Source organism: Microcoleus asticus IPMA8 (assembly GCF_013179805.1).
Classification (GTDB): Bacteria; Cyanobacteriota; Cyanobacteriia; order Cyanobacteriales; family Microcoleaceae; genus Microcoleus; species Microcoleus asticus.
The window spans coordinates 1-17,943 of the sequence record NZ_SRRZ01000094.1; the positions used below are offsets into that span (position 1 = coordinate 1).

Here is a 17,943-nt window from a genome sequence, read left to right on the forward strand (position 1 = left end):
AGTGTAACTTTCATCTGACCTATCTTTTTTTAACACAAGTCGGTCAAATACCAGCCCTGTCTGAGTTCCGGCGGGGTTGTCACCCCGCCAGCAGGACAGTACGTTTGTGGAAACTTAATGGCAACCCCATTGGGCAACCTTTTCGGCATGAAAGCCCTGTCCAGTCAGTTGCCTTTAGTCCAAATGGCACCATGATTGTTAGTGGAACTAGGGGAAGCTTTGATAGCTTCTTCAATATGGGAGAGAAGAATGGTTACTTGCGATTATGGGATGCCAATAGCAGCTCCATTGGGCAACCTTTTCAGGGTCATCAGAAGTCGGTCGAATCAGTTGCCTTTAGTCCAGATGGCGAGATGATTGTCACTGGAAGTGAGGACAGGACAGTACGTTTGTGGAATCTCAATGGTAAGCCTATTGGAAAGCCTTTTCAGGGTCATGAACATTCTATTTATTCAGTCGCTTTCAGTCCAGATGGCACCAAAATTGTCAGTGCAAGTACGGACAAGACAGTAAGACTATGGGATCTCAATGGCGAACTTATTAAGCAGCTTTGTCAAGGACATGAGCTTTATTCAATCCTCGTCAGTCATAGTACAGTAATAATTCTTAGTGGAGATATAGATTCAAATAGTTACAAGACGGAAACAGTACGTTTGTGGGATATTAATGGAAATTTTATTGGGCAACCCTTTCTAGAATGTGAGGGAGATCTCACTTCAATTACTCTTAGTCCTGATGGTAGCAGAATCGTCAGTGGGAGCAGAGACAAGACGATTCGCATCTGGGATTTGAAGGGTAACTTTTTAGAAAAAACTTTTCAGGGTCAGGCATCGATCAGGTCGGTAACTTTTAGTCCTAAAGGAGAGTTTATTGTCAGTCATGACTACGATAAGACTGTCTGCTTGTGGGATCTCAATGGAAACCTTATCGGACAGTTCTCTCCGAACGATGATTCTGATGAGTTTTTACCAGTTTTTATTGCTCCCATCGTCAGCCCTGATGGTCAGTTGATATTAGGGCGGAATACGACCCACAGTATACGTTTATGGGACTTAAAGGGCAATCCTGTGGGAGGATCTCTTCATGCTCAAGATCAAGTGTTCAGGTCATTCGTCTTTAGTCCTGATGGTCAGTTGATCGTAACTGGAGGTACTGACGGAAGTATTCGTTTATGGCGGGGTCAATGGCGAGCATGGTTACAAGTGTGTTGCGATCGCCTCCGTTACCATCCCGTTTTCACCAATCCTGAATCGATTGAAGATCCACAACAGCGTGAGATTGCGATCACAGCCCGTGAAACTTGCCGAAAGTATGTCTGGAATAAGGAAGATACCTCTGTTTAGGCAATGAAGTATAGGCGTTGACGCGATTGTAAGCCCAAGATGAGAGGTGATCGCACGCTGAAGCTACTCGAATTTTCAGACAGTTGAGCGATCACTCTCTTTACCGAAGCACATCAGTTTTCTGACCGTGCGCTTTTGGGAAGGGCGATCGCTCTTTAGGTGCTAGCTGCCGCTTCAGCAACACTGGGAGTTTCAGGAACATCAGAGGATGCCAAGGTTTCCTGCCATGCGTCACACGTAAACTTGGAGACTTCCTTAGAAACTCTCTTGATAATCAGTGTTGAAACCAACGCAGCGATAGCTGGGGCTAATCCCAGGTTCGCTGTTAGAAACGGAGCTAGCATTCCAGCAGCTTTGGCAACGTTCTTCTCTAAATCCCGATCCAGCAACTTCACCAGTTCTTGCATCGTTTTATCCGACCCTTCTCCTTCCAAGGGCGTACATAGAAGCTTGTAGGCTGCCGGGTTAATCCAATTGAAAAGACGCCGACCAGCATTTAAGAATTTTGGATCGATTGCTGCTTTGGCTGCCACACCTATATCTATAGAATCCAAAGAAGCGGGATCTGCACCCGTTCCTCGTGCCCCACGCCCAGCCATTTCATCCTCTATCGCTTGAACCTGGGAGCCTAGCTGAGCTTCCAATACATCATCATCCAGCTCCCACAAACTCTCTACAAGGGCTTCAACTTCTGCCACTATTTTATCTCCTGACTTTAGTTAACAAGAGTGTTACTGATTATTCTTCGCCTAGTAAGCAATCTCCGGAAAACAGTCAATATCCTTTAGCTCAATTAGGGTATGTACAGAATTTTTCAGCAAAAATAACCACCCGATTTCCCAGCACGATCGCCCGTTAGGATCGAGAACTTTGAACGCAGTTTTCTGGTTGCAACCTGTACTCAACAACTACAGAATCTGACACGTTAACATCTGAATGGGGAAGTTTGAGATCATCTGAAATTAATACCAGTTCTGAAAAAAAGCGCTACAATCTGCATCCTTATTGGGTCGCTCCGATATCGAGCTACAAAATCGATCGACAATGCAGGTTGCTGCTGTTGCGCGAGCGCGGCGAACTGGTATAATCGATTGGCAATTTATCAACGCTCGCTCGATACCTCCTATCCCCAAAAATTAGAAAAAACGGGAGCCAACAAACTTGTATCGGGACTGGAAGCAGGCACGGAAACGTAGCGCGATGAGTTTTCCATTGCCAGGATTCTATCTGTATCCCTCACGAATAAAGGCGTGATTTTTTTCCTCTATTGTCAAAAATCGTTCAGTTCCAATTTGACAATGCCGCGCAAAGTTTTAGATGCGACGGACAGCGGCAAAACTAACAAATCGCTTTCGGGTAAATTGATTAAACATTTTTATTCTTGAAGCTGCCGGACATCCTTTCAATAAACCGGACTGCGCTCGCCTTCCCCAAAGTTGCCGAATCCTGACCCGTCGCGTTAAGAAATACCCCAAATGAATGCAGCAATGCAGTAAGTGCGGCAAACTTTCTGGTATCGGGTCGAGTTTACCAAGATGAAGATAGAACGGCACGGCCAGGCTAAGATACTTACGCAACAGGAAATCGAGCTTTTGTTCAACAAAGGTTTGCAAACCGCTCGCGATCGCACGCTCTTCGGAGTTTGTCTCTACACCGCTTGTCGGATTGCCGAAGCTTGTTCCCTAATGGTCAAGGATATCTACACAAACTCTGGCGCTGTCCGTTCTACAATTAACTTCCGCAAAGCCAACACCAAAGGAAAACTCCAAACCAGGACGATTCCGGTCATTGAAGATTTGCGAAGTCTCCTAACATCTTGGCGTTCCCACGCCGGCCAGACTTATTTATTCCCAGGCCGCCACCCTTGCCACCACTGGAAGCATTTGCACACCAACTCAGCGGATCGGATTTTGAGAGAAGCGTTTGAGCGGGCCGGCATCGAGGGCGCCTCCACCCACAGTTTTAGGAGAACGGCCCTGACTCAGATGAGCAACGCCGGGATTCCGCTGCGGATTATTCAAGAAATCAGCGGTCACAGCAACCTCGAACAATTGCAGCGCTACTTAGAGGTGAAGCCTGATCAAGTCAAAGGAGCGATCGCCTCACTTTCCATGCTTTCCTACACGGGGAAATACGCATTTCCCCCTGTAGAGGATGAATTGTCGGCTGTGCCGTTATCAAGGCAGCAACTGTCACAACTGTCACAACCCGAAGCAGACTCTGGGCCTGAAGAAATTCCTGATTGGTGACAGTTGCTTGAACCTGCGCCTGAAGCTCTCAATCCTGAGCTGGTTACAATTGTTCGTCAGTCGGACGATCTCGCGTAAAATAAAAGCTTGTACCAGGCGGTGCTGTTTGTTGCCGAAGACGAGAGAACCAATCAAGGACGTGGGAATTTAACGCGAAGATGCAAGCCTTCTACACCGAACGAGAAAAACGCCTTTGGGAAGCAGCCGACGAACGAGCGGACCAACTCTAAACTCAAGCCTTCGGAATATTCCGTACCCGTTCTCGGGTTGGTTTTTCTGCTGTACGGTGACTATAAGTTTGGCTTGGTTTCACAAGAAATTGCAGCGGGAAGCAGCAGGCGGCGCACGGTGGGTAAGACGAATTACCAGGCACTTTTGCGCGCTTTATTTGCCGAAAACTGCGCGCGCATGATTATTTAATCGATCGCCCGGAAGCTGAGGATATTGGCGGGGCGATTAATGCGGCGATGAAGGCGAAAGCAGATGAGAATGAGGAACTGGGCGGCGATGAAGGCGAAAGCAGATGAGAATGAGGAACTGGGCGGCGCTTTGCCTAGAAATTACAACAGCTTGGAAAAACCGATTTTGCGGGAGTTGTTGAAAATCTTAGTCATGCGTTTTAAGGGCAACTGCTTTAGATTCACTGTTAGCTTTATTTTCTGTGTCATACGGTTCAACGCTTCTGTCAAGCTGCTGACGAGGTTGTCACCCCGTCAGGAACGGGGGTCATCAGACTTAGCTGGAACATCCGTTACATCTGGTACAATTAATTTTCTAACAACCTCACCCTCCAAATCAGGCTTTTCTGATGCGATCGCGTCTCGATCTGTCACACCGGGAGACCGAGGGTCATCAGACTTGGCTGGAGTGTCTGTTACATCTGGTACAATTAATTTTCTAACGACCTCAACTTCCTGATCGATCTGTTTAGGTGTGAGCGCATCTCGATCTGTCACGCCAGGAGACCGAGCGTCGTCAGGCTTCTTAGATTCAGAGTTCTCTATACTCATAAAAAAAGTATGGGTAGACAAGAGTTTGTCCGAATAGACATCTCCAGAAATTCAACAGCTACAAAGCTTTCAGATTAATTTTCTGAAAAGTCTAATCAGTAACTCTGCCAGAAGCATAGCACCAAACTAATCGATTTCCACAGCTCCCAGCGCTTTTAAAGTTGCCTTCTGTGCAGCCGTTAAACCAATCGCACCCCTAATATTCATACCCTCATAAGGTCGATCGGCCAAGAGCGTTCTCAAACACTCACTCGTTTCCACACTCCAGAACTTGATTGTCTCATCTCCACTCCCACTAGCTAAGGTTTGTCCATTTGGACTAAAGACAACTGACCATACTCCTTTAAGATGTCCCTGCAACGTCCCTCTGTTCTTTCCTGTCCTGACATCCCAAAGCTGAACCGTTTCGTCATCGCTAGCAGTGGCTAAAGTCTCACCATCTGGACTAAATGCCACCGACCTAACGCGGTGAGTGTGTCCTTCAAACGTTTGCAAACATTCCCCCGTGCAAACATCCCACAGCTTGATAGTCTCACCGCTACCACTGGCAATTTTACTACCACAGGAACTAAAGGCAACCGATAGAACCCAATCCCGATGACCTTGAAACGTGTGAACACAAATCCCTGTATTCACCTCCCAAAGCTTGACCGTCTGGTCATCACTGCCACTCACCAGAGTTGTTCCATCCGGACTAAACGCCACGGACTTAACCCGATGAATATGTCCCTCAAGCGTTTGCAAACATTCGCCCGTTTGCCAATCCCACAGCTTCACCGTACAATCCCGACTGCCACTAGCTAGTATCTGCCCATCTGGACTAAAGCTGAGGGATTGCACCCAACTGCTGTGTCCCCAAATTGTTCTCAAACATTCTCCCGTGTCGCAATCCCAAATCTTGATGGTGCGATCGTCACTTCCACTCGCCAAGATTTGACTCTCATCAAGTTTCGGTGCAAACGTGACGGATGAGACGATGTTGTTATGTCCCTGCGCTGTTCTAATGCACTCTCTCGCCGCCACATCCCACAACCTTACCTGTTGGTCTCGACCGCTACTGGCTAATAATTGCCCATCAGAACTCAATGCAACAGATAAAACCGAATTGCTGTAACCTTCTAGGGTTCTCAAACACTGCCCCGTGCGGACATCCCAAAGCTTCACCGTCTGGTTCTCACTAGCACTCAACAACGTGCTGCCATCTGGACTGAACAGAACTAACCAGACGCGATCGCCATGACCCTGTAATGTCTGAAGACATTCTCCCGTCAAAGCATCCCAAATCTTAACTGTCGTATCCTCACTGCCCGTTGCGAGAATTTGACGGTCAAAATAATTGACATCACTTCCAAGATGTGTATAGTCGATTGCCCACACATAACTGTTGTACTCCGGTAATGTTCTAATGCATTCCCCAGTGGTTATATCCCAAAACTTCACCGTTTTACCATCGCTTCCCGTTGCCAACGTCTGCCCATCAGGGCTGAGTGTAACTGAAAGTACCCAGTTAATGTGAATTTCTAGGATTCGGAGACATTCACCTGTATCGACTTGCCATAGCCTCACGGAGGAGTCTTCACCGCTACTAATCAACGTTTGTCCGTCTGGCGTGAAGACGACGGACAGTAAATGATTAGTATGTCCTGTCAACACGTTAAAGCATTGTCCAGTTTTGACATCCCAAAGCCTCACGGACGAGTCATTACTGCCACTTGCTAGAAATTGTCCATCTGGACTAAAAGCAATTGATTGCACACAACCCGTGTGACCTCGTAGTGTCTTGAGACACTGCCCAGTGCTAACATCCCAAAGTCTCACAGAGGAGTCATTGCTGCCACTTGCTAGGATTTGTCCGTCTGGGCTGAATGCTACCGAATGCACCCAACTGATATGTCCCTTGAAGGACAAGAATTGTCGGCTATCTGCAACGTACCATAGCCAAATATCGTTATCAATTCCTGTCGCCAAAAGCTTCCCGTCTGAACTGAAAGCGGCTGATAAAATACCTCCCAACGTTTGTGTAAAAACCGATTTAGTCAAATCCGAATTCACAAAATTGACGCGATGCAAATTCACGCCCTGAAGGTAAGCTTGCCAAACAGTTAGACCAGAGAAATCCAAATCGCTGGAGTCTATCTGAAGCTGCCAAAAGAGATTGAGAACATTTCCTCCGGCATATCCTGGTTTTGGTGATGAGGGTAATGCTTCTGTGGAACCGGGCGTTGGCGCAGCAATTCCCGAGGGTATTCGCAACTTCGACAAAATCTGAATCAGGCAATTTTTGATACTTTCCTTATTGCCAAAAATCGCCAGTAATCTATCTGCAATAGGTTGAAGAATGAGACGAATTTGAGCCTCTCGCAGGTAATCTTTTGTCTGAGCCTTCATTAGGGCGTAGCGGTCAAAGAACACAATCTCGACCGTACTAATCTCCTGGCACACCTGCTCAATCAATCGTTCAGTGACATACTCCATAACCACTGGCTGTTGTGTGAAGCTGACTGAGTGCCTCTGTGTCAGCGCAGGTGTAGCCTTTTCAATAAGAGAGCGCAGTTGCAGAGATTCCAATGCTTCTAATAGCGCTCGATGCGAAACAGTAGGAATGATATCATCACGCAATTCTGTAATCGAAACCCACTCTCGATTGATGGCTAACCAGAACATCGTCTGTTTTTCTAAGGCTGACAATCGACTAAATTGTTGGTCTAGCAAATTAGAAATATCACCGAAAACGACAGTGCCTTGTTCTAAAAATTGAGCAATATCGCCATCGAATAATTCTTGAATTGTCGTGGCTACCATCTTCAGCGCCAGTGGATTACCTGCATACTGCTCCACTAACCCTTGTCCTTCGTCTGCGGAGACTGTAAAGCCCTTCTCCTTGAAAATTTCCTGAACGTTTTCTTGCAATAAACCACTCAACCGCAAAGAATGGATGGGAAAATGTTCACCTTCTTGATAGCTAAGTTCTCTCGGTTTTTCTCGCGTCGTTAATATTAAACAGCTCTGATGACGAGTCTCTCCTATACAGCTAAGGAGTTGCCCATATCCCTCATATCCTTCTCGATAGGCTCCAGCACGCCCATCACTGCTTAAGATGGATTCTGCGTTATCAAGTATGAGCAAACAGCGTGAGGCTCTCAGGTGTTCCAGGAATCGAGAGATTTTGCCGTCAATTGTTTCGGGCAACTCGGTTTCCTGCTGGTTTGAGAGGAAACGAATCACATCTGCCAAAAGTTCTTGAAGTACAGGAGCATTGCGGAGACTGCGCCAAACAATGTATTCAAACTCATCTTTAATTTGTTCTGCTAGCTTCACCACTAAGGTGGTTTTACCCATCCCACCCATGCCGATGACGCTAATCAAGCGGCAACGTTCACGTACAACCCATTGCTCTAAAGTAGCAAGTTCCTCAGTCCGTCCATAAAACGCAGTAACATCGGGGGCTTCTCCCCAATCTTGACGACAGTGGACGCTCGCGCTTGGCGCGGTGGCGAAGTCAATCGCTTCTACGTTCCCACCCGGCGAAAAGTCTTTTGGGTTACGAGTATCGGTGGCGTGATCGGATTTCACGGATTCGGGTTGGGATGGAACAACATTCCCCAAGTCAGCGATTTCTTGCCATCCCAGCCCCAATAGCCTACAGATTTCCACAAAAGTCGCATAATCAACTGTTTTTCCGATGAGGAACCTGCTGACAGTGGATAAAGCGAGTCCTAAATCTTCAGCCAAGGCTCTTTGGCTGCGAAAGCCATTACGCTGGAGGGCTAATTGAGCTTGCTTAATGCAGTCGCTGCGAACTTTGAGCGAGCGTGACATAGCCTATTCCCCGAAAACTATACAGATTTTAACAGAGTTAGTCAGTTGAAGGTCGGTAACAAGTCAGTACGTTCTCAGTCTCGATCTCGGTCAGGTGCAAGTTTTGATTGATTTATAGAGTCTAGAAGTGCGATAGGGGTTCTCAATCGGAGTAAGAAGTCAAGTGGGTCAACTTATTAAACAACTTGGCAAAGAAAATTCGGTGCATCTATCAGTTTTCTACATTGAAGCTCCAAAGCTGACCCTTCTTTCAAAGTGCATAAGCCTAAAAACGCAAGCCCAATAAGCCAATCAAAAGGTTCACTAAATAAGGCTGAAAAAGAGGTGAAAGTCCAGTTTGGAAGGCAACCCCTAGCAGGGTGAAATCGTGCTTAACTCTTGTCTTAAGTCTTACAGCAATTCTCAAACTAACAAAGGAAAATTACCATGAACAAACCAAATGTAATCGTCACCGTTGAACCAATGGAGGGTGGATCTATTGTTTATCTGCCAGTAGCGCCTCCCACTGCTAAAGATCAACCTGGTGTTCAAGTTGCCCTTAAGTTGCTGCTTGATAACGAGAAAGGCCTTTCTGATGTGAATCTCATCAAAATCAAGATTGTGTTTGGAATTGCCCCTGATGTCGATTTCGTTGCGCCAGTCATTTACGACAAAGACTCCATAGCACAGAAAGATATTTTTCCTTTCTTTATAGGGAAGGGAAAGAATCGTACGTTTAATTTCAGCCCAAATAGTAAAGACAACATCAAACTGCCGTCTCCGCCCCCGCCTGGGTTCACGATGGAGTTGTTCTTTGACGGTTACGACACACCAGTGACGGTGTCTAATCTCAAGCTTGCTCCCCACACGAACCCTACGCCAAAAGGTAGCTACCGTTTTCCAGCCAAAGCCAGTGACCTAAACACGGGTCAATACTGGTCAGGTGGCAGTTCTGGAACAATATCGCACCACTCCGGAGATGGACGCTTTGCTCACGATATGGGCGTAGTTGCATGGGACTCTAAGAACAATAAGTGGTCAGAGTTCCCCGGAAAATCGGGCGCTCAGAATACGGACTATCTCTGTTGGGATGAACCTGTTTACGCAATGGCTGACGGTGTTGTTGAAGCTGTCGAGAACGGAAAACCAGATCTTGAACCCCATACCCCCAAAGAACAGCAAAACAAAGGAGCTAACTTTGTCAAGATCTTACACGGCGATGAGGTAGTGTCATATTTTCACTTAAAGAAGGGTTCAGTAGAGTCGAACCTCAGTAAAGGTGTCCATGTGAAGGCGGGACAGTTACTCGGTCATGTCGGCAACTCGGGGGAAACGAGTGCCCCCCATCTTCATATTCAGGCGGTGAAAAACGGTCACTTGCGACCCATACTGTTTCACGACATTCATGTAGTCGCACGGGAGGCTCTCCCAGCAGATGATAGCCCGAATGCGCCGTGGGTGGCGGTAGATGGACAAGGTCTGCCGTGGAGTGGCAAACAAGGGAACGTCGCAATTTGGCCTGCGCCTGTACTGCCGAAGCAAGTCACAAGACTTGGAGACAGCGGTAGCCAAGCTGGTCCTACACAAATCATCACTGCCGCCTCTGTGGGACCCGATCAAGTGGTTACAGCCGTCCGCCCTCAGAACGGGAACCTTGAACTTATCGTTTGGGATACCTCATCAGACGGAAAAACAATCACTCGTCTCGGCGACAGCGGTAATCAAGCTGGTGCCCCAGATATCATAGCGGTTGCTTCTTTGAGCCTCGGTCGAGTGATCACAGCCGTTCGCGCTGATGCTGGCAATCTCAAGTTGATCTGTTGGGGTATCTTTGACGGTGGGAAAACAGTCACCCGTTTGGGTGACAGTGGCAACCAAGCTGGCATTACAGATTTAATTTCACTCACATCCGTAGGCTCTAGTCAAGTAGTTACCGCCGTTCGTACTAACGAAAAAAACTTCAAGCTTATTGTCTGGGATGTGTCAAATGACGGAAAAACAATTGCACGTCTCGGCGACAGCGGCAACCAACCAACCAGTATCAAAAATACCATTGTTACCTCACTGGGGCTTGGTCGCGTAGCGACAATCATTTGCCCTGAAGATGGCAAACTTCAGGTCATTGTCTGGGATATTTCACCGGATGGAAAAACCGTTATCCGTCTCGGCGACAGCGGTAATCAAGCTGGTGCTCCAGAAATTATCGCAGTTGCTTCTTTAAACTCTGAGCGGGTAGCGACAGCCGTTCGTACTGAAGCTGGCAATCTCAAAATCATCGTTTGGGGTGTTTCACCGAACGGAAAAACAGTTACCCGTCTTGGGGATAGCGGTAGCAAAGCTGGTGCTACAGACATCATTACGATCGCTTCTTTAGGGTCTGATCAGGTCGCCACAGCCGTTCGTACCAAGGAAGGAAACCTGAAGATCATTGTCTGGGGTGTCTTTGACGATGGGGAAAGCATCGCACGTCTCGGAGACAGTGGTAGCCAAGCTGTTCCTATAGATGCGATCGCACTCACCTCTCTAGCAAATGGTCAGATAGCTACAGCCGTTCGTACCCAAGAAGGAAACCTTAAGCTCATCGCTTGGGAAATCAACTGAACACAATAAATCACTCCTCGTAAGCCGTGAACGTTAGCTGGTGTTTAAGGGATTAGTTGTAATGGTGTCAAACCAGCAGTGATCACTCTAATTCCAAGTTTATGAGTAAAGCGCTCAAACAACTATTCCCACACCTTGCTGATATACAACTTTCAAACATAACTAACTGTAGAAAAATAGAGCAAAAATGGCAAATCCATCCACCTTAAACCCCATTCTTAATAATTTCCCCCTCGATAGTGGAATCTGTCAACTCAGCAAATTCAAACTCTTTGAAGGGCCAGATATTACAGATATCACGGACAAGCCCGATCCAGGTTGTCCCGAAGCCATTGAAAAGCTCGAAAAGTACAATCAACAACTTAAAGATGAGGGCAAGAAGCCCCTTAACACCCGCTTCTACTTCCTCAGCGAAATTGAAGATTTGATTGGTGGCTGCCAAAATCTTCCTTGCTTCCTCAAAGCAATAGCAAACACCAAATACAGCAACGCGACACTAATTATCGATAAGGTTTGCCACCTCTCTGAACCACTGGTAATTCCATCTCGGTTTACCCTTGCAGGCGTTGGCATCGACGGAGAAGGTAAACTCACATTCGATAATCTTCCTGACGGTGTTTCTGCAATTCGTTTGGATAAAGCTGCTACCAATATCACCATCCGCGATCTGGCGATCGGACGCCTCGGGGGTGGAGTTAATATCGGTATTGATGTCTCGCGTGCCAACAAAGTCTTCATCCGAGATGTAAGTATCACAGGCTTCTTTGCCGGAATCTATGGCAGTCGTCCTGGTTTGTTCGCTTTCTCAGTATATGTTGACCGTAGCAGCATCTTTGAAAATGACTACAACATTGTGATGCACAGAAACGCTTTCCACTGGAGAATTCGCGACTGTATCCTAAATCAAGCAAAATGTTGGGGTCTTCTGATATTTGGCAAAGATAATGACCCGGTTCCACCACCTGAGAACAATATGGGGTGGGGAAACGATTATTTGATATCCGGTTGTCGCTTTGAGGGAAGCGGAATTGGTGGCGCCTTGTTGGGTTCTCACGCTGCAATGTTGATGAATAACCGCTTTGAGCAGAACGGCGGTGTCGGTGGTGTCGGCGTGAACATTCTACCGTCAGCGACAGGAACTCGGATGGTATCCAACGTTATTAGCGGCAACAAGGTGCTTAACAAATCGAAGAAACTTGAAACGAAGCGGTGGGGAGACATTGAAACAGCGTGATTGCCTTTTTTGACCAGCGCAAAAAAGGTACTTAGCACACCATTTATTTACCGCTGAGTACAGGTAATCTGCTTTTTTACTGCTCACCAAACACCTTTTTCTTGTTTTTAAACACACAGAATAACGGGAGACGCTATAGCAATGCTTGGTTTTCAACCGTCAGTTTTGTGAAGCGCAATTAATCTTTTAAGTCCGATTTGCTTAGGAAAATCCGGAATTAAGGCTTCTGTTTTTGTTTTGAACAGTATTGCTACTAGGGGAGTGCATAGTGAAAACGGCACAATACGACCTCTTTATTTCCTATGCCGATGCTGACAGTGACTGGGTAGAAGGCTACTTACTCGACTGTTTGAAGCAGGCTGGCGTGCGCTACCACTCAGAAGCAGCATTTGCTCTAGGTACGGTTCGGCTTCTAGAATTTGAGCGTGCCATTGAGCAAAGCGATCGCATGTTGCTGGTGCTTTCCCCAGCCTATCTGGCAGACGGCTTTAACCAATTCATTGACCTCTTGGCTCAGTATTACGGCTTTGACTCAGCAACGTGGCCAGTTATCCCTCTCGTCTTACAGCCGGTCAAACTGCCACTTCGCTTAAATTCTCTCATTAAACTTAATGCCACTAATCCGACTGAGTGGGAAGAGGCTACTCGCCACCTCTGCGCTGACTTAAAGCGGCCGGTACCAGCTTCCTCTCCTAAGCCGCCTTGTCCATACCCAGGGATGGTATCTTTCAGAGAGGATAACAGCGATTGCTTCTTCGGGCGTGACGCGGAAGTAAAGGAACTCGTAGAGCGTCTACGCCTACACCCCTTCATCTCTGTGATTGGTCCTTCAGGAAATGGAAAATCCTCTTTAGTGTTTGCGGGACTCATTCCGGCCCTGCGCCGAAGTGGACTCTTCGGTTCTGGCGACTGGCTAGTTCGCACTATCCGCCCTGGCGAGACACCTCTAGCTGAGCTAAAAACTGCATTGGGGAATGACCTTGCTAATCCTAAACTGGCAGTAACACAGGCTCTAGCTAGCCAGCCGAATGCTCAACGATTGCTATTAGTCATAGACCAGTTTGAGGAGGTGTTTACACTTACCCGAGAGGAGGCAGCCCCCTTCCAGAAAGCATTGCTGCAGCTAATCGATACTCCCAACTGCTATTTAATTTTGACTGTTCGAGCTGACTTTTATGCTGAGCTGATGGAGTCACCACTCTGGCGAAACATTCAATCTTACCGAATGGAGATAGTCCCTCCAGATGCGGTAGGTCTGCGTCAGGCAATCATCAGACCGGCTGAGAATGCCGATGTGTTCATAGAAGCGGCATTAATAGAACGCTTGGTGGCAGATGCTGTTGGGGAGCCAGGAGTTTTACCTCTGCTTCAAGAGACGCTGGTGTTGTTATGGGAGAAGGTGGAGCGGCGATTCTTGCCCCTTAGAGCTTATGAAACTCTAGTCCTTACTAGCCCAGCCTACAGCAACTTTGATGCTAGCAACCGCACAGGATTGCAAGCGGCGATCGCCAATCGTGCTGATTATGCTCTAGTTGCCCTGAGCGAGGAAGAGCAGCAGGTCGCTCGCCGGATATTCCTCCGGCTGATTCAGTTTGGCGAAGGACGTGCCGATACCCGCCGACAGCAATCGGTTGAACAGTTACGGGTGTCCGGTGACAATCCATACCTATTTGACTGGACGCTACTCTATTTAGCAGGTCGTCGCCTGTTAACGCTTAGCGGTGGAGAGGAGAACTCTAGCAGAAAAGTAGATATTGCCCATGAAGCCCTGATTAGTGGCTGGTCAACTCTACAGTTGTGGCTCAGGGAACGTCGGGAAGCGGAACAGACTCGTAGGCGACTGATGCGTCAAGTAGAGGAGTGGGTACGCTTAGGTAAAGGTAGTGGGGGTCTGCTGGATGAGGTTGAACTGGCTGAAGCAGAGCGTTGGCTGGAGAGCCCTGATGCTGCCGAACTAGGCTATGATGAAACACTGCTTACACTGGCAGAAGCCAGCAAGAGGGCTATTCAGGAAGCAAAAGAGCGAGAAGAAGCAGCTAGACAACGAGAGTTAAACCTAATCCGAGAAAGACTGGAGCAGGAAGAGAAAGCAGCAGAGCAGGAAAGAAAAGCGCGTAAAGCAGCTCAGACGCAGACGAAAGTTGCAATTACCGCTGCGGGGCTAGTGAGCATAGCAGCAGTCGTCGCTTTGTGGCAGTGGAACCAAGCCGTGCAGGGCGAAATTGAGACTTTAACGGCATTGTCCCAATCTCAGCTTTCTCAAAATAACCAGCTTGAAGGACTTATAGAGAGTGTCAGGGCAGGAAAAAAACTCAAGCAGCCAATTTTGTGGCTACCAAACCGAGTTCGCCTGGAGACTGTGGCAACTCTTGCAAAGGCCGTTTACGAAGTACAAGAACGTACTCGCCTAGAAGGGCATAGCCGTGAAGTCCGAAGCGTAAGTTTCAGCCCGGACGGTAAGATGATTGCCTCGGCGGGTGAAGATGCCACTGTCAAACTCTGGAGTCGCGATGGGAAAGAACTCCTACGCTCACTAAAGCTTAAGGATAGTGTTACCAGTGTGAGTTTCAGTCCGGACAGCAAAATGATTGTCTCAGGTAGTAAGGACGGTAAGCTGACACTCTGGAACCGTGACGGCAAGGAACTCTCCTCTTTCGATTATCACAATCAAATACCAATAAATAGCGTAAGTTTTAGTTCCGACGGTAAAAAGATTGCATCGGCTGATGAGAAGGGCATCATCAAACTCTCGAACCCCAATGGTAAGCTGCTCAAAACCTTAAAGGGACACACAGAGAAAGTCTATAGGGTACGTTTTAGCCCAAACGGCGAGAGGATTGCTTCTGCTAGTGCGGACAAAACCGTTCGGCTCTGGAATCTGGAGGGTAAGCTGCTCAGAACCTTTGAGGGTCACACTACTGATGTTAAAAGTGTAAGTTTCAGCCCAAAGGACAACAAAACCCTTGTCTCCGCCAGTATGGACGGCACTGTCCTACTCTGGAAGAACGTCAACGTTACAGAACCTATACCCCCCCCAGATGAGCTTGATTATATCGATCGTCATAATGGTCCAGTGAACGATGTAAGTTTTAGCCCCAATGGCGAAACCTTTGCCACAGCGGGTGAGGACAACATTGTCAAACTCTGGGACAAGCAGGGGGAGCTACTTGAAACTCTGAAGGGTCACACCGGTCCAGTGCACAGCCTAAGTTTCAGCCCAAAGGACAACAAAACCCTTGTCTCAGTCGGGGACGATAACACTGTTAGAATCTGGAAACTCAACCACACTTCTTCTCTCCAAGTTCTAACAAGTCATTCTGATCCAGCTAATAGCGTGAGTTTCAGTCCTAAAGATCAAATTCTTGCTTCGGTCAGTAACGAGGTAGTGAAACTCTGGAGCCTCCCTAGTGGTGAGGAACCTTCCCTAAAACATACCCTAAAAGGCTATGTTTTAGCTTTCAGTCCAGACGGAAAAACGATTGCGACTGCTTCAATAAGTAAGGACAATCCTAAGAACAACGCTGTTAAACTTTGGAATCTCAACGGTCAAGAACTTAAAACCTCGGAAGGGCATAAGGGGGTAGTTACCAACTTAAGTTTTAGTTCAGATGGTCAAATGATTGCCTTCGCCAGCGAGGACAACACTAGGAATAACAACACTAGCGAGGGCAACCCTGTTAAACTTTGGCATCTCAACGGCGAAAAGATTGAAACTTTGGACGAGGCTGCTAGTAACATAAGTTTTAGTCCAAACCGCCCAATACTTGCTTTAGGCGGTTTGGACGGTACTTTAAAACTCTGGAACTTTAATAATAAAGAACTCAAAAACTTGGGGAAACACGAAGGAAGAGTCACCAGCGTGAGTTTTAGTCCTGATGGACAAATGATTGCCTCTGCCAGCGAGCTGGACAACACTGTTAAGCTCTGGAACATTGATGGTAAAGACCCTAAAACTCTCAGAGGTCACGACGACTGGGTTACTAGCGTGAGTTTTAGTCCTGATGCTCAAATAATTGCTTGTGCCGACGAGAACACTGTTAAGCTCTGGAGTCGCGATGGCAAAGAACTCGCAACCTTGAAAGGGCTTCTTGATAGTCGTATCCGGAGTGTCAGTTTTAGTCAGAATGGCACAATGATTGCAGCAGCTAGTGAAGATAAGCCAGTAATTCTATGGAATTTGGGGTTAGACTATTTGTTAGATCGTGGTTGCAATTGGCTGAGGGAGAGTAATTACCTGAAGACTAAAAAGGAGTATCAAGAAGTCTGTAAATAATGCTTAAAATATTGATAGATTGTACCCAATGTTCACCCCAATTGAGAGGTCGTTTAAATTATAGCCCGACTCACCTATGAGTCGATCATAGGAGTCTCCCACTAAATAAGATACTGAGCCATTGATAAATGTATTTCGATTAAGATAGTAGACTGTCGTAGCACTTATCTGCTGTTGGGTATTAAGGCGGTCTTGGCGTGTGAAGTCATCAAAGACAACCTGATAGTCCAGCCTCCCTTGCAGCCGAGAAGTCAGGTCATAGCGCAAGCCCACCGTTAAGGTGTTCCTGACTAGACTTGCCTCGTATGGTGAGGCGAAGCTCGCTCGAAGTTCATAGCCTGAGTCTAAACGTAGCTTGGATGAGAGTCGATCCAGTCGCCCAACTGCAAGCCGCAATGAATTGTCTACTAAGTCATCTGACGAACCATTCTTGGATAGACGCTCTTGTACCCATGCCAGTTCAGCGGCAGTGTTGTTTGCCAATTGCTGTCGAACTCCAAAACTAAAGTTCAATGCGTTGTAGCCATCTGCCGATGTAAATAGCACGGAGCTACCTCCAGCCCCGGCTACTAGGCGTGTATCAGATCCCAGGTCGAGTTTTCCCCGAAAAAAAGCACTGTTAACGAACGCTGTCTCCCGGTTAATTGCTGGAGAATTTATAGTAGAGTTGGTTTGCGCCGAAGAGCGCAACAGCAGTTCTAAATTCGGTTGACGGCGAGAAGATTCCTGCAGCGAAGGGCGAATAATATCAGGCTTGCTAAGATCGCCGTCAGACTCATCGGGAGTGTAAGGCTCGTCAGGGGGCGGAGGCGGAACTTCGGGAAAATCGGGGGTTTGTTCAGGTACAGGACTCTGGGCTTGAAAGCGTTCAACAGGTAACAGGTCGGCAGAAGTTCCAGAAACGGGAGTTAAATCGGTAAGCTTAAGCACAGGCATTTTTACCTCTGCACGATCGACCTGTGTCTCAAGGACTCTAGTGGCTTCAACATTAGGTACTTTTGTTACTTCAGAATAGACTCCGGCTTCTGGTTTGCTTTCAGGTACAGGGCTCTGAGCTTGAAGGTGTTCAAAAGGTAACAGTTCGACAGCAGTTCCAGAAACGGGAGTTAAATCGGTAAGCTTAAGCACGGGCATTTTAACTTTTCCACGATCGACCTGTGTCTCAAGGGTCCTAGTCACTTCAACATTAGGATCTCTTGTCACTTCAGAATAGACTCCGGCTTCTGGCAGCTCAATCGGTTTAGAGTTGGCTGAGGTGTTGTGATTCTGGAAGATTTCTGGGCTAGGACTGGCGATGGCTGGGTCGTTAAAGACGCAAGCAACAAAAGTCGATGAAGAGAAAAACACTACAGCCATAATACGCATGGGCTAGCTCCAATATCTGAGTAATTTGGTTGCCACTAACTCGCTCCGAGAAATCGAAAATTCTCTAAGT

The 17,943-nt window shown here is 47.3% G+C and carries 10 protein-coding genes; 6 read left to right on the forward strand and 4 right to left on the reverse strand.

Annotated elements, in window-relative coordinates:
• Positions 1-1,343 (forward strand): WD40 repeat domain-containing protein (locus tag E5S67_RS22210; RefSeq protein ID WP_216670641.1); only part of this gene is annotated, 1,343 nt, incomplete at its 5' end.
• 155 nt (positions 1,344-1,498) lie between these two features.
• On the opposite strand, the gene E5S67_RS22215 is transcribed toward E5S67_RS22210, so the two are convergent.
• On the reverse strand, positions 1,499-2,041 hold the full coding sequence (locus tag E5S67_RS22215) for a hypothetical protein (protein ID WP_172190548.1): 543 nt from the start codon (positions 2,039-2,041) through the stop codon (positions 1,499-1,501).
• A gap of 798 nt (positions 2,042-2,839) precedes the next feature.
• Between E5S67_RS22215 and E5S67_RS22220 the strand changes: the two genes are divergently transcribed.
• Both E5S67_RS22220 and E5S67_RS22225 read left to right on the forward strand, forming a co-directional pair.
• Positions 2,840-3,592: a tyrosine-type recombinase/integrase gene (locus E5S67_RS22220; RefSeq protein WP_339382963.1), complete on the forward strand. Its 753-nt coding sequence runs from the start codon at positions 2,840-2,842 to the stop codon at positions 3,590-3,592.
• 87 nt (positions 3,593-3,679) lie between these two features.
• On the forward strand, positions 3,680-4,012 hold the full coding sequence (locus E5S67_RS22225; RefSeq protein ID WP_172190549.1) for a hypothetical protein: 333 nt from the start codon (positions 3,680-3,682) through the stop codon (positions 4,010-4,012).
• Between the two features lie 293 nt (positions 4,013-4,305).
• On the opposite strand, the gene E5S67_RS22230 is transcribed toward E5S67_RS22225, so the two are convergent.
• Both E5S67_RS22230 and E5S67_RS22235 read right to left on the reverse strand, forming a co-directional pair.
• A complete protein-coding gene (locus tag E5S67_RS22230; RefSeq protein WP_172190550.1) occupies positions 4,306-4,602 on the reverse strand; it encodes a hypothetical protein in 297 nt (98 codons plus the stop codon).
• Between the two features lie 126 nt (positions 4,603-4,728).
• Entirely contained in the window at positions 4,729-8,421 is a 3,693-nt protein-coding gene (locus E5S67_RS22235) for a WD40 domain-containing protein (protein ID WP_172190551.1), read from the reverse strand.
• A gap of 426 nt (positions 8,422-8,847) precedes the next feature.
• Between E5S67_RS22235 and E5S67_RS22240 the strand changes: the two genes are divergently transcribed.
• From E5S67_RS22240 to E5S67_RS22250, 3 genes are all read left to right on the forward strand, one after another.
• Positions 8,848-11,001, forward strand: a complete 2,154-nt coding sequence (locus tag E5S67_RS22240; RefSeq protein WP_172190552.1) for a M23 family metallopeptidase — start codon at positions 8,848-8,850, stop codon at positions 10,999-11,001.
• Positions 11,002-11,188: 187 nt separating this feature from the next.
• Positions 11,189-12,235, forward strand: coding sequence for a right-handed parallel beta-helix repeat-containing protein (locus E5S67_RS22245; RefSeq protein WP_172190553.1), 1,047 nt, complete (start codon positions 11,189-11,191; stop codon positions 12,233-12,235).
• Between the two features lie 268 nt (positions 12,236-12,503).
• Positions 12,504-16,508 carry an nSTAND1 domain-containing NTPase gene (locus E5S67_RS22250; protein ID WP_172190554.1) on the forward strand — a complete coding sequence of 1,335 codons (4,005 nt, stop codon included), beginning with the start codon at positions 12,504-12,506 and terminating at the stop codon, positions 16,506-16,508.
• Between the two features lie 3 nt (positions 16,509-16,511).
• On the opposite strand, the gene E5S67_RS22255 is transcribed toward E5S67_RS22250, so the two are convergent.
• A complete protein-coding gene (locus tag E5S67_RS22255; RefSeq protein ID WP_172190555.1) occupies positions 16,512-17,873 on the reverse strand; it encodes an outer membrane beta-barrel protein in 1,362 nt (453 codons plus the stop codon).
• Positions 17,874-17,943 lie beyond the last annotated feature (70 nt).

Excerpts from the sequence above, each read along its gene's own strand:
- E5S67_RS22230 (WP_172190550.1), bottom strand. The coding sequence starts at position 4,602 with ATGAGTATAGAGAACTCTGAATCTAAGAAGCCTGACGACGCTCGGTCT.
- E5S67_RS22235 (WP_172190551.1), bottom strand. The coding sequence starts at position 8,421 with ATGTCACGCTCGCTCAAAGTTCGCAGCGACTGCATTAAGCAAGCTCAA.
- E5S67_RS22240 (WP_172190552.1), top strand. The coding sequence starts at position 8,848 with ATGAACAAACCAAATGTAATCGTCACCGTTGAACCAATGGAGGGTGGA.
- E5S67_RS22245 (WP_172190553.1), top strand. The coding sequence starts at position 11,189 with ATGGCAAATCCATCCACCTTAAACCCCATTCTTAATAATTTCCCCCTC.
- E5S67_RS22255 (WP_172190555.1), bottom strand. The coding sequence starts at position 17,873 with ATGCGTATTATGGCTGTAGTGTTTTTCTCTTCATCGACTTTTGTTGCT.